The sequence below is a fragment of the Kordia sp. genome (assembly GCF_965283645.1).
GTDB lineage: Bacteria > Bacteroidota > Bacteroidia > Flavobacteriales > Flavobacteriaceae > Kordia.
This window is the reverse complement of the sequence record NZ_CBDIPG010000001.1, coordinates 2,272,151-2,287,644: the sequence shown is the minus strand read 5'-3', so window position 1 is coordinate 2,287,644 and position 15,494 is coordinate 2,272,151. Positions and strand designations below refer to the sequence as shown.

Below are 15,494 nucleotides of genomic sequence, written 5' to 3'. Positions count from 1 at the left end.
TATTAATTAGTAACCAGGGTTTTGTGTTAATACACCGTTACTTAAGTTGATTTCTCTTTGTGGAATTGGTAATAATAAATCAGTTGCAGTATAGTTGTACCCGTTTGCTGTTGAAAATGCAGAAAGTACATTTTGTGCTTCACCGAAACGAACTAAATCGAATAAACGATGATTTTCAAACGCTAATTCTACACGTCTTTCATCTAACAATTCTTGTTTTGTAATGTTTGTTACCAATGTAGTTAGACTTGCACGGTTGCGAACAAGTTGAAATGAGTTCAATGCGGCAGGTACAGCAGTACTGTTTCCTCCAGCCATGATCGCTTCAACATGCATTAGTAATACATCAGCATAACGCAATACAATCCAGTCATTACCAGCTAGTGTTGGATCTGATATTAAGAAATCGTCACCAGCATAGGCATCAACTTCTCCATTTGGAATGTATTTACGAACTTGATTTTGTGTTGGTTGCGAAATATCTACACGGTATGAAACATCTAAACCTCTATTTCCACCTATGGCATCTAAAGCGGCTTTTGCATCATTGGTAACATAATTTACTCCACTTGTTCTTCCTACGGCATTAAGCCATTCTGCAGAAAAGTTTTGACTATCTACACCTGCGGGATTGTATCCTATTGCAAATATAACTTCATTGTTTTGCTCATTGTAAAAAACATCTTCAAAGTTTGTTTCTAAAGAAAACCCACTTCCCATTACAGCCTCACATAGTATTTGTGCATCTAAGTAGTTTGTACCTTGTGTTAGGTATACTTTTGCTAGTAATGCTTGAGCGGCAGCCTTTGAAGCTCTTGTTCTGAACGTATTGTCTAAACCGTCAATAGCAGTTAGTAAATCATCTATAATTAGTGCATATACTTCTGTTGAAGCTACTCTTGTAAACGAGATTTCTGTATCACTGTTTCCAATTACTCTATCTACCAATGGAATATCTCCATATAGTCGTACTAAGTTAAAATATGCATATGCTCTTACAAATTTTGCTTCTGCTTCAAATTTTGCTCTGTTCGCATCAGATGCTACAGCCAAGTTTTCTAATACTACATTTGCTCTAAATATTACATTGTAAAAACTTCTGTAATAATCGGCAACAATACCATTGTTTGGTGAAATGGTATAGTTTTCAAATTGTGCAGCTTCTCCTTCGGAAGCTTTTGTTCTTGTATTATCACTACGCATTTCAGTAAGATAAAATTCTACTTGTATTGAGTGATAATCATTTGCAGATGTTGAGTTTACACCTTGAATACCGTCATACATGTTAATTGCCGCAGTTTCAAGTTGTGCTTCTGTTGTATAGTAGATTTCTGCATTTACTAATGATTCTAATTCAGGTGATAAGAAATCTTTCTCACAAGAAAACACAGTAACTAGCAATACTAACAATGCTACAATTTTTGTTTGTTTCATATTATTTTTCATTTTAGTTATGTGTTAGATTAAAATTCAACGTTTAAACCAACAGTTATTGTTCTATTTATAGGCGATCCTGCTCTTTGATATCCGTACGTTGTAGGTGATGTATCATTGATTGATTCTGGATTGAATCCTGTATAATCACTTGCCGTAAAGTATAATAAGTTTTGACCAGTTGCATATATTCTTGCTTTCGTTAAGAATATTTTAGATAGTAAGCTTTTTGGAAAGTTAAATCCAATGTTTACGGTACGTAATGCTACATAAGACGCATCTTGAATGATATCACTTGTAAAGATCTTTTCTTTGATAAATTCTTGATCAGGAGTTGATGAAATGAAATCCTGAGAACTGTTGAAATGGTTAAATAAATACTGATCTCCCATGTTTCTGATTTCTGCTCCGTGACTTCCTTGGAACATAAAACTTACGTCAAAATTTCCAATTCTAAAATCATTTGTAATACTCCAAACTAAGTCTGGATATGGATTTCCTAAGATTGTTTTATCATCATCATCAATCACTCCATCACCATTTAAATCTTTCACATATACATCTTGTGCTTCTCCACCAACTGGATGATATGGATCTGTAATGAATTCTAAAGGAATATCACGATCTACAACCCAACCATAAAATGATGAAATAGGGTTTCCTACTAAGTTAATCCATTCTGCCGCTCTTTTACTATCAACATTTTGAATTTGTCCGTTAGAGTCTGCAAAGTCTACCAATTCGTTTTTGTTACGAGATGCCAACATTGTTGTAGACCAGCGGAAGTTTTCTCTGGTAATGTTACGTGTACGTAATTCTATTTCGAAACCAGAGTTTTCAACTTCTCCAATATTTACCAATCCACTATCAAATCCTGTAGTTACAGAAACTGGATTGTCAATTAATAATTGATCACTTGTTCTTTTATAGTATTCAACAGAACCTGTTACAATATTGTTAAATAATCCAAAGTCAATTCCTGGGTTAATTTCTATAGAACGTTCCCACTTTAAATCTGGATTAGCCAAGTTAATTGGGTTAAATCCTGGTGCAGATGTTCCATCAACTATTGCTGTAGAAGATTCTAAAAGTGATAAGTATGGAAATTTGTCTACCAATACATTTCCTGTATTGAAGAATGGATTTCCAGTAACACCATAACTTACTCTTAATTTTAAGTTGTTAATGACTTCACTTTCGTTTAAAAAGTCTTCGTTAGAAGCTATCCAACCTACAGAAGCTGCTGGGAAATTACCATATTTGTTGTTTTCTCCAAAAGCTGAATAACCATCACGACGTATACTTAGTGATACTAAATATTTATCATCGTACGCATAATTAACTCTTCCTAAGTAAGATAATAAGCGTTCTGGGAATTTGTATGAATTACCTAGTACTGTAGTAGGATCAGCTCCAGCAATAGTTTGTACTAAATCAGAATCATATCCACCTCCAGTAATGGTTTCAAAAGTAGTGTCCCACTTTTCTGCTGAGAAACCTACAATAGCACTTATTTCATGTTTGTCAATTACTTTATTGAATGATAAAATATTGTCAGTTACAATGTGAATTCTATTTTGTGTAGAGATATCTAATTGTGTTGCCGCAGAACCATTTCTACTTGATAGGACACCTTGCCAACGATCTCTTCGTGTATTTTGGTAATCTCCAGATAGTGTAGTTCTGAATGCTAAATCATCTGTAATTTTGTAATTTCCGTAAAAACTACCTGCCAATTTAAATTTGTAATCATTACGATCACGTTCCAATACTTTTGCCGCTGGGTTTGTGTTAGATGTATTACTAATACTTGTTCCTCCAGAAGCAACAGGTTGCATTGTATTTAAATCATAATTATCAAACATTCGTTGTTCGGCATAATCTCCAATTTGCACATCTGCATATGCACCACCATCTCTCAATCTGTTTATAAATTGAATGTTGCTTTCATCAACATATAATGGTAACCAAGGTGTTTGACGTAAAATATCGTGTGTAGAACCATCAAAACGTCTTCTGTTTGTATACGATGGTGTTAAGTTAGCTCCAATAGTAAGTCTGTCACTTATTTTAGAATCTACCTTCAATCGCATTGAATATCTTTTGTAATCATCTGTTAGTAAAACTCCTTCATCATGAATATATCCTAAAGAAGCTGTAAATTTTGTCTTTTTGTTTCCACCTCGCATGTTAAATGAATGACTTGTAATTGTTCCGCCATCAAAAATAACATCTTGCCAATCTCTATCAACACCAATTAATTGTTTGTAACGAGTTCTATCAGAAAGTGTTCCTGTTGCCGCTAATTCAGCCGCTGCAGTTTCTGCAACTGTAAAGTAATAATCATCACTTTGTCTCGCTTCTTTGAATCCCATAAACGAGTTGTATGAGAATTTTGTTTTTCCTTCTTTTCCTTGTTTTGTTGTAATTAAAATTACACCATTTGCACCTCTTGATCCGTAGATTGAGGCAGAAGCAGCATCTTTTAATACTTCAAACGATTCAATATCATTCATATCAAATGAACCTAAGAAATCACTATCAACTACCAATCCGTCAACTACAATGGCAGGATCGGAACTACCAGAAATAGAACCTGTACCACGAATACGAATTGTTGGTGCAGAACCAGCTTCACCTTCAGTTGCTTGTATATTTACACCAGAAACCTGACCTACTAATGCTTCATCCACACGTGGAACAGCAATTTGATCAAGATCCTCATTTTTTACTTTTGAAATCGCTCCTGTTAAGTGACTTTTCTTTTGTGTACCATAACCAATAACAACAACTTCATCAAGTTGAGAAGCGTCTTCTACTAGTATGATATTTAGTGTTTTTTGAGCGTCAATAATTACAGTTTGTGTTACGAATCCTACATATGAAAACTGAAGTACATCACCTTTAGTGGCTTTAATTTCATAGTTTCCATCAAAATTTGTAGTTGTTCCTTTTGATGTTTTTACATTAAGCACATTTACACCAGGCACAGGTTGGTTGTCAGCTTTGGCAACAACAGTTCCTTTGATAGTAAAGGCTTCCTGAGCATACATTGAAACGCAAAAGAGGAGCATTACAATATAGGTTAGCTTAGTTTTTAAATTCATAATTAGTTTTTTTAATTAGTTAGTATTCAACTAATCACTTAAAGACACATTTCTAGCGTTAAAATTCATTTTTTTTGTATTTTAGCGATATGCATGTTACGATAAGTAATTATGTGTAATCTTACTTCCCTCCAAAGAAGTAAATTTCCTAAAGGATAGGCGTGCACCTGTCCTTTTTTTGTAACCTGAAATCTGGTTAACCAGATTGGTTTACCAAATATATATTAAATTTTTGTTAAATAAAAATAATTCTTACTTATTCCATAAAGTCTTCACGGATAGGACTAAAGACATCAATAAGTACACCGCTTTCACGACATATTGCTCCGTGCATTATATGTGGCGGAATGTAGAAAGAATCGCCACCAACAAGTGTTTTTGTCTCACCATCAATGGTAACGTCAAACGCGCCGCTTTCCACATAGGTAACTTGTGAGTGATAATGTTCATGCATAATTCCGACTGCGCCAACTTCAAAATGTACCTTTACAAGCATGATTTTGTCATCATAGCCCATAATTTTTCGTTTTAAACCTTCTCCAACAACTTCCCAGTCTAAGGTATCGCCAAAAATAAATTCGTTACTTGCTCCAAATGTTTTCATAATGTTAATTGATTTTTTGTAATGTATGAGTTCCTTTCCAAGTGTAGTTTTTTTCGTTAATTGACAGCGTATGCGTCGTTTCCTTGGAATTGGTATTGTTTGATATGATAAATAATTTCGTAGTGTTTTCTGTTGTCTCAATTATAATTGCCGTATACTTAGCATCATCATACACAACTTCAATATGTTTGACGTTGCTATACGCGTTTACCGCGAATTCAGAAACAGGACTGTATGTTCCGTGCGATTCTATAACAGAAGCAAAGACCGCATTTTTTGTATTTTTCTTTCTGATAATGATTGCCGGTTCTTTTCGTAAGTTGAATTCAGGATCATTTGCACCAATGCGTGCTAAAAAGATTTCATCGTTTGCCGAAGTTGTTGTCGTTACCGAATAAAATTTATTATTCAACAACCAATTCAATTTAGCATTTTCTCCGTTTGACGTTGCTTCCGCTTCTTTGTATAAATGCTGATAACCGTTTTTTGTTCCTAATTCTGTTGGCGGATTTGTAACTTCGTAGGTGAAGTTTGTTTGAATCAATTGTCCTAAGTAATAAAAAGGAAGATCGTATTGGTTTGCTTTTGCTGAGGTTACTTTCATGATGTCTAGCACAATAGGTTTGCTAAAAAATGGATCATTTAATAACACCATTGTTCGTTGTAAATCTGTTCCTGGATATGCGTTAGTTTCTTTAGCACTTGCTATCTGTAGATTTTCATCAGACACATCAAAAATGTATTTTTCTGAATGGTTTTTACTTCCAATTTTATATTTTCCTTGAAAGTGAGACGTTTCATTTTGTGTAATTGTATTGTGCGCAATGGTTTGTTTTGCCCACGTTTTGTTTTCTTTGAGGTAGTTTCCACCACCTTTTTGCTCAATGTTTACATATCTGGCTAGACCGTAATCTTGAATGATTTCAGTACCATTTTCATAAAGTGAAAACGATAATTTGTCATAATGCCCATGACTTAATCCTTGTGCGGCGTATTTAAAAACGATTTCCATTGGATCGCTTCGCAAAATTCCAACAGCGCCTTCATCACCGTTTGCTCCATCACGTAGTTCAATAGATTTTTTGATATACGGTTTTGCTTTTCCTTTTTTAATTCCTAAAGCAATTGCCAAACCAGTATCATCCAACACCACTTTTTGTTGTTTTTCGGCAATACTTAGTAATTCAGGATTTTCTCCACCATATTTGTATGCAATATCAACCGCCGTTACCAATTCTCTTGAATAGTACGACATTCCTTTTTGTCCATCATTTAATGGAAAGAATTCGCCATCTGCATCGGATAAATTTATAAGTGCATCAACAGCTTTTAGCAATACACCATCTTTGTATTCAAATATTTTTTGTTCGGGTTTTACATTTTGTAACGCTTGCGCGAAGATTAAAAACGGATACATTGCATACCGTTGATAGTATGGACCTTCTGTGTAATATCCGTCAGGCGAAAACGGTTCGTCTAAGTTTGCTAAGAAACCTACTTTTTGACCTTCCGTTTTAATGAATCCACCATCATTGTCTTTTGCGTCTGCAGGCAAGTTGTCTACTTCTAAACCATGTAAGGCACGATTCAGTAATTCGTCATCATTCATTACCAACGCAATCATTCCGACAGCAACATTTCCCCACGTACTGTGGTTGTGTACACGATTGAAAAATTGTGGGTTTCCTTTCGAAATATAATCAGCAAATGGTCTGAATAAATCATTTTCTAACGTTTCGCGTTCTTCTTTTGAAAGCCAATCATAGACGCAATCATATGCCTGACTTGTGTATACTAGCCAATTGGAATCATTTAAACATTGCCAGAATATTTTTCCACGTGCATACGATCTTGTTTGTGGATGAACTGGTAGCGTTGGGTACATTTTGGCGTACGCCATTAACACATCACGCACATATTTGGCATATTTTTCATCATCTAAAATTTGATATAATACACCAGCTTTTTGTAAGACAAGAAAGTTTTTTTTGTGACGTGCATGCGTGTAACCACCCGATAAGTCTTTCGGAATTGGCACATGAATTCCTGAAGCAATTTCAGCATCAATTTCCGCTTTTGTTTTGGCAAGCGTTTCATCAAATAACGGAATAGTTCCGAGTTGTGCTCTGATGTCTGAAACGCCTTGTTTTGTAAGAATCAACTTTGGATGCGACGAGCTTGTATCGTTTTCAGTCGTAGTTGTTGTCGTTTCTTTTTTACAAGATGTTAGGATAAATACAAGCGCGAATAGGAAGCTAAAATTTAGTTTCATAGGACTATTATTCTAGTACATTAATTTTTGTTTCAAATTCTGCTCTACTCTAATTTCACCTGAATTTACAAGCGTATTGTTAGCATGTGAATTGTTTTTTGCGCCCCAAAGTAGTGCAACAAGCTTCACCGAATTGTTTTTGAAAGTATTATCAGAAATATCCACATTAATAATTCCGCGTGTGTTTATCAGAATTCCATTTTCTTCTTTTTTGCCACAATTGGTAAACGTACTATTTGTTAGAAATAGATTTCCGCCAATAGTTGATTCGTCATAACCACCACGATAATAATCAATAACATTTTTTTGTACGTTGTCAAATGTACAATTGTTCACCGTCAAGTATTCAGAGTTATAATCGCCTTTGTCATTTGTTTCTTCCGATAATTCCAGTCCGTTTGCGCAATTTGTAATGTTTGTACCTTCAAAAGTAATGCGTTCTGCAAACGATTCTTTATAAACTTTAAGTACGTAGTTGAAGTTCTGAATGTCACAATTTTTCACGGTTAAGCCGAAATGTGTAAACATATTTTTTTGCAAGCTCGCAAAGGCTAATTGCGTATCGTTTCCTTTTAAAACTACATTTTCTAAAGTTAGTTTTCCTTTTGGATGCAACTCAAATAAAGGTGTGTTTTCGTTTCCTGAAAAAGTAATTGTTGCCTTTTCACTTGCCGATTGAATCGTAATTGTTTTATTAATGATTAATGATGCATCAATTGTATAGTTTCCTGCAGCCAACGAAATGATATCACCATTTGCTGCTGCTGCTATTTTAGATTGTAGACTTCCTTTTTCTGTTGTAGCTGTTGCTATTGTTGGATCTTTTGCTTCTATTTCGTTAGAATACCAAGTTGTTCCGTATTTTGATTTGTCTAAAATAGCTGGCGCAGTCGTTTCCGTTTTTGTAACTGCTCCAATGGTTGTTGTATTTTCTCTTGAATTTCCAAAAAGATCTTTTGAAATGGATTCAAACCCAAATCCTTGATATGCTTCTACAGTAGGAATTTCTGTAGGAACCCAAATATTATCGGAAAGTTGTTTTATGTTGAAGTCAGCCGTTTGTAAACCATCATAGTTTTTAAAAGCTACATTTTGATTGTTGATTACATTACTTTTAAACGTAACACCGTCTGCTTTGTCATGTTCAATAATTGGAGAATTATCTCCTTTTTCATTGTAAATAATATTGTTTGCCACTAACATTCGTAACGGACGTGCCGAACGAATTTCAGAAGCTGGCAATACATCTTTTTGATCAATGTTGGTACCAACTCCAAATTGCCAAGGCGATTTTGAATTGATGTATGTATTGTACGCAACCACAACATCGGTTACTTGATTGTATCTGTTTAGTGGCGATTTTGGAATTCCGTTCATTACTGCCAACGGACTGCGAAAGTTTTCACCAATAAGATTGTAGAAATAATTGTTGGTAACCCAATGTCCTGTGTTTATAATGCGAATACCGCCAATGTTTTTGTTTACACCATCACCAATAAAATAGTTTCCATCAATGGTACAGTAATTTCCGTGTCGTGTTACCAATGAACCTTCACTTTTATAGAATACGTTGTTTCTAAATTCGTTGAAATTTGTTTTACTTGAAATGATTTCAACTTCACCATTACATTCTTCAAATAAGTTTCCTGAAACCATTGTGTAACTTGGTGACATAGATGAATAACTATCTCCAATTTGAATTGTTTCGCCACTTGGACCACCTTTTGAAGGTTTTGGACCAAAATGATTATTGATAATTTGATGATAGTTATTAATATGTTCATTTCCTTTTAAATCTACACGAACTGTTGGTCCACGATTTGTTTTTCCAGCAATGTAGCAGTTTTCTAGTGTGTTGTGTTGTCCCCAAAATTGTACCCAACGATCTGAATCATCACGTTTCATTTTGTTGAAATCTTCAATGACAGAATTTTTAAACGAACAATAATTTGCAATTGTTTTTTTATCTACTCTAAACGCTACAACTGCATCATCTGGTGCATGCCCGTTTTTGAAATGTAATCCTTCAGCAATGAGATGTTTTCCTCCAAATTTTAAATCAGAAACACCTTCAATTGTTACTTTTCCAGGTGTTTCAGCTTTGAGTATAATAGGATTGTCTTTTGTTCCTTCTGCAATGAATTCAATTTGAATATCTTTCCATACACCATTAGCCATGACAATGTGATCGCCTGGTTTTGCATTCTTTATAGCGGTCTGTAACTCGTTTGCATCTGTTACTGTTACAGCATCTGTAATTTTTGTTTTACCACATCCAATTAATAGAATGAGTAGACAAAGTATGGAAGTTATTTTTTTCATAAACAGTTAAATATAGTATGGTTTGTAAACACAAAAAAGCCTGTATTTATAATACGGCTTTTTTATGTTTTTATGTGTAAGTTATTTAATGATAATCTTTTTTGTTAAGCTACTAGTGTTGGCATAAATTTTTACAAAATAGACACCAGATTTTAGTTCAGAAACATTTACAGTAGTACTCGTATTTGTGAAGTTGCTTTGCTTCATCACATTTTTTCCTAAAATATCATAAATTTCAATTCCTGAGACATTAACATCTCCTGACTGAATCGTGATAACATCTGTAGCTGGATTTGGATATAATTTAAAATCTAAAACTGTATTTTCAGTTACTCCTAAAGTTGCATCGGATACTTCTACTTCATTTGAATAGTTGAAAGCTTTGTCCACTGCATAAATCTTATAAAAATTCCCTGCTGCATAAATGTCTGTAAAACTTGTATCTGTACCAATATAAGCTACAGTTCCTGCAAGACTTCCTGTTCCGTTAGTAATGGTGTTTCCAAATTGATAGATTCCATTTTGACTTGGATCATTATCTGCATTAGTCATTGAGGTATATTTAACAACAACATAACCACCATTGTCAACACCACCAGAAGGCGCTGTCCAACCAATTGTAGCGATACCAGAATTATTAGCATACGTGCCAGCAGTTGGATCGTTTGGTGCTGTGTCATCATAAGCTCCTGCATACACTACAAAATCATCTACTCTAACTGCTGTTAAATTGCTACCGCTCATTCTGGCAACAGCCCAATGTGAGTCATTAATAGCGCCACCTGTTGTTACTGTACCGTACGTTTTAGTCCACGTATTAGCGACAAAAGGTGTTACATCTGTTTTATTGGTTGTATTACTTCCTGATGTGTTGTTTAAATAAATACCTGGATCTAAATCATTTCCAAGATCTGCACTCGCACTGTAAAAAAACTGTATTGTGTATTGTGTATTGATTTGTAATTGATTTGGAGCAACAGTTGAAGGGCTTTGTAATCTTAAATTACTATTACCCGATGAAATTTGAAATGCCGCTGAAAAATCTCCTGATCTAGCTAAAGCTGCATTATCTGTCATATCTCTAACTGCTGCATTACCCGTTGAAGAAACTGTCCATTCTGTTTGAGCAGTACCAGATTGACCGCTTCCCGCAGAACTCATCATATTATTTGCAGTTTGACTTTCCATTCCACCATCCATAATGGGAAATTCTCCAATAACTTGACCTGTAGTTGCTGATGTAGTTGCACCGCTATAAACAATTTGTGTATTTACACGTTGTGATTTTCTACTCGTTAATGTTGTTGGTGCAGCTGAAGAACCTGCTCTGTAATTAAGAGATTGGTGCGCTGTATTGTCCCAACGCCAATTTAATGAGCCGTTACCGGAAAATAATGCATTAGGTTGTCCGGCATCAGCTGGAACTAAAGCAGCACAATCCCAATCTACAGCAATTTCTAAAGTATCGCCAGTGTAATTGAAAGGTGTTGCTAAAACAAAACTTACATAGCCTGTGGCACCAGGAAAGTTATTTGATGTATTAAATGTATAGGTTCCAACAATAGTAGCTCCATTTATTGCATCTGACCAATCACCACCACTAGCAATTACTTCTGTAGCGTTAGAATTTTTCATGTAAATTGTCATGGTAGCATCACCTGAAGCTGTAATAATATTTGAAGAACCTAAATCAAAATTTACTTGCGATATTGTTGCTGAAGGTGTTAAGTCTGCCAATTCCGTTGCAGTATACACCATACTAGCACGAGAATATACAGAACTTGAACCGCTATCCGAACGTTGAAAAGGACCTCTAGTTGCTGAAGAAGATGTTCCTGTACCTATCGTAAGCGTTGTTTGTGAATGCGCAAAACTTACAAAAAGTATTGCTATTAAGAGTAATTTTGTTTTCATAGAATATATTTTTAATGAGTTAGATATAAATTATAATATTTTACATAAGAAAAAGCGTTTGCATCAGTAGTAATCAAATAATTTCCTGCCTTGAAATAGTTTTCATAAGGCCATTTGTCCAGGCTTACATCTTCGTATATATAAGGAGTTTCATTGTTGAGTTGAACGCTCAATCTTGCATCTGATGCAATAATTTCAAAATCGAAAGCATCATACCCAACATACCCAAGATTCTGTTTGATATCTGTCCAAGTACTGCTTGAAGTATCTAATAAATCATCACCGTTAGTAGTCTCATCTACCAGTGATTTTTTGTGCGACCAAACATAACCGTCTTTCCAATAAATTTTTAATAGTGGCGGACCATTGTTCGATGAAAAACCATGCGTTGTCATGTCTTCTTCCGAAATAATTCCGTGAATTTGCATAAAAATGACTCTGTGAAATTCATTGCTAGATGTATTATCTTCTGATGTAGAAGCTATTTTTAAACGTCCTTTCATAGTTCCACCTTCAAGTAAAGTCCAGTTTTCTCTAGAGTTTGAAGTATTGATTAATTCTCGCAATTCGGTACGAGAATACGAACTATTTGTTGTTGATACTTCTGGATACGCATAAAAAACTAACGATTCGTCTTCTGTGTCATCATACATAAATGGTTGAACAGGCGCTAACGTTTGATATCCGAAATTGATCAAATCGGCTGGTTGATATTCGTCAGGCTTTCCATTACTATTTTCATCAACAGGAAGCGTTACTTTCCAGTTTGAAAAATTAATAGCTGCATAATTTACAACTGGTGGCGTTGTTGGTTCAGTTGGAGTTGTCGGGTTTGTTGGTGTTGTAGGCGTTACTGTAGAAGTTGGTCTGTCCAAATCTTCATCATTTGAACAATTTGTAAAAACAATGAATAAAAGCGAAAGTATAATTCCTTTTTTTATAGTACTAAAAGTCTGTTTTATAGAATGCATTTTCAAATTGGTTAACCAGATTGGTTTACCAAAAATATAGATATTTTTTGAATATGCAAGTTATTCGTTGATTTTTTCAGTGTATTTAAAGTGGAATTTGAGTGTATTTTTAGTACAAATCATGGAAATAGTATCTTAATTTTTTTTAATATGGAAAGATATTACATCTGATTTTTTTAAACTTTCCACAAGATAAATTGTACAATTTTGAAAAGAAAAATAATTTTTGAATGTGTTAAAACTTACAAATTTTCAAAAAGCATTAGTTGCTATTGGTGTAGTTAAGAATTAGGTTGTTTTAAATGTAACTATTTGATTGTAAATATTTTAATTTATTTTTTTGTACAAGTATTTAAATAAATACGACTACAATTTCTTTCGTTTCATGACTTTGTTCTCTAGGTTTGGATATGTTTAATTTTAAAATCACATTATAATGAAAAAAAGGAATCTTAAAAATTTAAAACTTAACAAGAGATCAATTTCTAATTTAGAGAAAAGTAATGCTGTAGGTGGTCAAGAAGCAATTTCACTTTTAATTTTAGATTGTTGGTCAGTAGTTGGTTGTCCGACTATAGGATGTACGCAACAAGGTTGTGATATTTCAGTTCCAATGACTGATTGTATTTCGTTACCAGTTATATTTCATCCTTGTCGAGCAGATATTCGACAAGAGTAAATGTATTTTTTTAAGAATTGTCAAGACTTTATATTTTGGCAATTCTTAATTTAAAAAGCGATTACTTCAAATTTTCTTGATATAATCTATTAATTTTCTATCGAAACATAGTATTTTTAATAATTATGAAAATATTACGTTTTATACTTTTTTCTTTATTGTTCCCCTTTTTTACGAATGCTCAGAATGAAACAAAAATAACACAAAACTCTCTGAGGAATTTGTCTTCAGATTCTTTGAAAATCTTAGCGGAAACTAATAGGTATACAAACCCTTTAGATGCAAAAGTATATGGATTGGCGTATTATAAAAGAGCCGTACAAGAAAAAAATAACGAAGATATATACCATGCCACATATATAAATGCTTTGATTTATAGCGTGCTAGAGCAAAAGGATAGCGCGCATTATTTTATTGATACTTCTATAAAGGAATCGAAAAAACAGAAGAATCAGCAACAGTATATAAATAGCTTGTATTTGAAAGGTTCTATTTTTTATGATTCTGATATGTATGATCAAGCAAGTCAGTTATATGCAACAGTTTATGAGTTGATAAAGGAAGGAGATAATATTGCAAAATTAGCAGAAGTTAGACACAGCATTGCGTTGGTTAAAAATCAAATTGGTCTTCCAAAACAAGCTGTTGCAATGGTAAAAATGAATCTCAATTTATATAATGAAAGAGTTTTAACTATTGAAAAGTATCCAATAGAATATTTGAACACGCTTTTAAATTTAAGTAATACATACACAAATTTAGCAGATAGTTTTCCTGAAGATAAAGTACAGTATTTAGATTCAGCCCAATTTTACAATTCAAAAGGCTTGCTGAAAAGTGAAGTGTTGCATGATTTAGAAGGAAATTCTATTTTCCTAACATTACAAGCTATAATTCAACAGAAAAAAGGAAATTTTGAGCAGGCGCTTCTCAATTTTAAATCGGCTGAAAAACAGATTAATGAGTTAGGTTTTCAGAATCAATTATCAGTATTATACTTGTATGAAGGCAAAAATTATTTTTTGCAAGAAGATTATGACAATGCGATTACCTATTTATTGAAAGTGGTTGAAATTGAGGCTCAAAAGGAAACAAATTCGCCGTCAGTTCAAGAAACCTATATTTTATTAGCGAAGTGTTATGAAAAGAAAAATAATACAGAAAAAGCGTTGAAGTATCTTAAACTGTTTGAAGAGAAAGATGCGCAGAATGATATTTTAATTCGGAATGTATCTGAGAATATATACAAACAATATGATATTCCCTCTTTTAAAAATAAAATTGAAAAACTTCGAAATGAATCGCAACGCGAGCAATTAAAATCTAGAAGATTAGCCTATGTATGTTTATTTCTATCCATACTTTCAGTTTTTGGTTTTTACTATTATAAAAAACGCGAACAAACACAGAAAAAACGTTTTGAAGCCGTATTAGAAGAATTGAAAATAATGGAAGAAACACAAAATGCTATTCCAGAAAAAAATAAACAAGCGTATATTATAACGGATGACAATGTACAGAAAATTTTAAAAGGCTTAGAGAAGTTTGAACAAAAGAAATTATTTCTCCATAAAAAATGTACGTTGAATTATGTGGCGAAAAGAATTCATACAAATAGCACGTATTTATCAAAAACATTACAATCGCACAAGCAGAAAAAATTTGTTCAGTACATTACAGATCTCAGGCTTAATTATGCACTAAAAGAGCTGAAAAATGATTCTAAATTCAGAACTTATGATATAAAATCTATTGCTTCGGAATTAGGATTCAATACGTCTGAATCCTTTTCGAAAGCATTTAAAAAAAAGACAGGAATTTATCCATCTTACTACATTAAAAATCTTGATATATTGGAAGAAGAGAAGAATATATAATTTACTTACATATAATGAATGCTATTCTTTTCTGAGCCAAAAAAATCTAACTTAAATTTTACTATAATGAAAAAACAACGAAAACTAGCACTAAGAAAATTGAATATTACAAAACTGAATAATTGTACAACTATTAAAGCAGGAGGTCTTAATGATCATGATGCGAGTCTAGAATCCATAAAATGCAATCCAACAGTAAAAACAAGAACAATTGTGAATGAATGTAATGAACATTCTATCATAGGTGGACTATGTTAACTCTTATGCAATGTAATTTACTTACTTCTTTCTGGAAACACATTTATACGTCAACA

10 protein-coding genes are annotated in these 15,494 nt (G+C 33.4%); 3 read left to right on the top strand and 7 right to left on the bottom strand.

Annotation, left to right across the window (positions count from 1 at the left end):
• Nucleotides 1-6 precede the first annotated feature (6 nt).
• From ACQ654_RS10100 to ACQ654_RS10070, 7 genes are all read right to left on the bottom strand, one after another.
• Nucleotides 7-1,434, bottom strand: coding sequence for a RagB/SusD family nutrient uptake outer membrane protein (locus ACQ654_RS10100; protein ID WP_430410207.1), 1,428 nt, complete (start codon nt 1,432-1,434; stop codon nt 7-9).
• A gap of 29 nt (nt 1,435-1,463) precedes the next feature.
• A complete protein-coding gene (locus tag ACQ654_RS10095; RefSeq protein ID WP_430410206.1) occupies nt 1,464-4,541 on the bottom strand; it encodes a SusC/RagA family TonB-linked outer membrane protein in 3,078 nt (1,025 codons plus the stop codon).
• Nucleotides 4,542-4,797: 256 nt separating this feature from the next.
• The gene (locus ACQ654_RS10090) at nt 4,798-5,145 is read right to left on the bottom strand and encodes a cupin domain-containing protein (protein WP_430410205.1); all 348 of its coding nucleotides are present in this window, start codon (nt 5,143-5,145) and stop codon (nt 4,798-4,800) included.
• 4 nt (nt 5,146-5,149) lie between these two features.
• Nucleotides 5,150-7,417 carry an alginate lyase family protein gene (locus ACQ654_RS10085; protein WP_430410204.1) on the bottom strand — a complete coding sequence of 756 codons (2,268 nt, stop codon included), beginning with the start codon at nt 7,415-7,417 and terminating at the stop codon, nt 5,150-5,152.
• A 12-nt stretch (nt 7,418-7,429) separates the two neighbouring features.
• Nucleotides 7,430-9,739, bottom strand: a complete 2,310-nt coding sequence (locus ACQ654_RS10080; RefSeq protein WP_430410203.1) for a chondroitinase-B domain-containing protein — start codon at nt 9,737-9,739, stop codon at nt 7,430-7,432.
• Nucleotides 9,740-9,820: 81 nt separating this feature from the next.
• On the bottom strand, nt 9,821-11,653 hold the full coding sequence (locus tag ACQ654_RS10075) for a T9SS type A sorting domain-containing protein (RefSeq protein ID WP_430410202.1): 1,833 nt from the start codon (nt 11,651-11,653) through the stop codon (nt 9,821-9,823).
• Between the two features lie 11 nt (nt 11,654-11,664).
• A complete protein-coding gene (locus ACQ654_RS10070) occupies nt 11,665-12,624 on the bottom strand; it encodes a polysaccharide lyase family 7 protein (protein WP_430410201.1) in 960 nt (319 codons plus the stop codon).
• A 436-nt stretch (nt 12,625-13,060) separates the two neighbouring features.
• Between ACQ654_RS10070 and ACQ654_RS10065 the strand changes: the two genes are divergently transcribed.
• The 3 genes from ACQ654_RS10065 to ACQ654_RS10055 all read left to right on the top strand — a co-directional run bounded on the left by ACQ654_RS10065 (nt 13,061) and on the right by ACQ654_RS10055 (nt 15,438).
• Complete coding sequence (locus ACQ654_RS10065; RefSeq protein ID WP_430410200.1) at nt 13,061-13,303, top strand: hypothetical protein; 243 nt, start codon at nt 13,061-13,063, stop codon at nt 13,301-13,303.
• A 221-nt stretch (nt 13,304-13,524) separates the two neighbouring features.
• Nucleotides 13,525-15,180, top strand: a complete 1,656-nt coding sequence (locus tag ACQ654_RS10060; RefSeq protein WP_430410199.1) for a helix-turn-helix domain-containing protein — start codon at nt 13,525-13,527, stop codon at nt 15,178-15,180.
• 66 nt (nt 15,181-15,246) lie between these two features.
• Nucleotides 15,247-15,438: a hypothetical protein gene (locus ACQ654_RS10055; protein WP_430410198.1), complete on the top strand. Its 192-nt coding sequence runs from the start codon at nt 15,247-15,249 to the stop codon at nt 15,436-15,438.
• The last annotated feature ends 56 nt before the right edge of the window (nt 15,439-15,494 follow it).

Excerpts from the sequence above, each read along its gene's own strand:
- ACQ654_RS10100 (WP_430410207.1), bottom strand. The coding sequence starts at position 1,434 with ATGAAACAAACAAAAATTGTAGCATTGTTAGTATTGCTAGTTACTGTG.
- ACQ654_RS10095 (WP_430410206.1), bottom strand. The coding sequence starts at position 4,541 with ATGAATTTAAAAACTAAGCTAACCTATATTGTAATGCTCCTCTTTTGC.
- ACQ654_RS10090 (WP_430410205.1), bottom strand. The coding sequence starts at position 5,145 with ATGAAAACATTTGGAGCAAGTAACGAATTTATTTTTGGCGATACCTTA.
- ACQ654_RS10085 (WP_430410204.1), bottom strand. The coding sequence starts at position 7,417 with ATGAAACTAAATTTTAGCTTCCTATTCGCGCTTGTATTTATCCTAACA.
- ACQ654_RS10080 (WP_430410203.1), bottom strand. The coding sequence starts at position 9,739 with ATGAAAAAAATAACTTCCATACTTTGTCTACTCATTCTATTAATTGGA.
- ACQ654_RS10075 (WP_430410202.1), bottom strand. The coding sequence starts at position 11,653 with ATGAAAACAAAATTACTCTTAATAGCAATACTTTTTGTAAGTTTTGCG.
- ACQ654_RS10070 (WP_430410201.1), bottom strand. The coding sequence starts at position 12,624 with ATGCATTCTATAAAACAGACTTTTAGTACTATAAAAAAAGGAATTATA.
- ACQ654_RS10065 (WP_430410200.1), top strand. The coding sequence starts at position 13,061 with ATGAAAAAAAGGAATCTTAAAAATTTAAAACTTAACAAGAGATCAATT.
- ACQ654_RS10055 (WP_430410198.1), top strand. The coding sequence starts at position 15,247 with ATGAAAAAACAACGAAAACTAGCACTAAGAAAATTGAATATTACAAAA.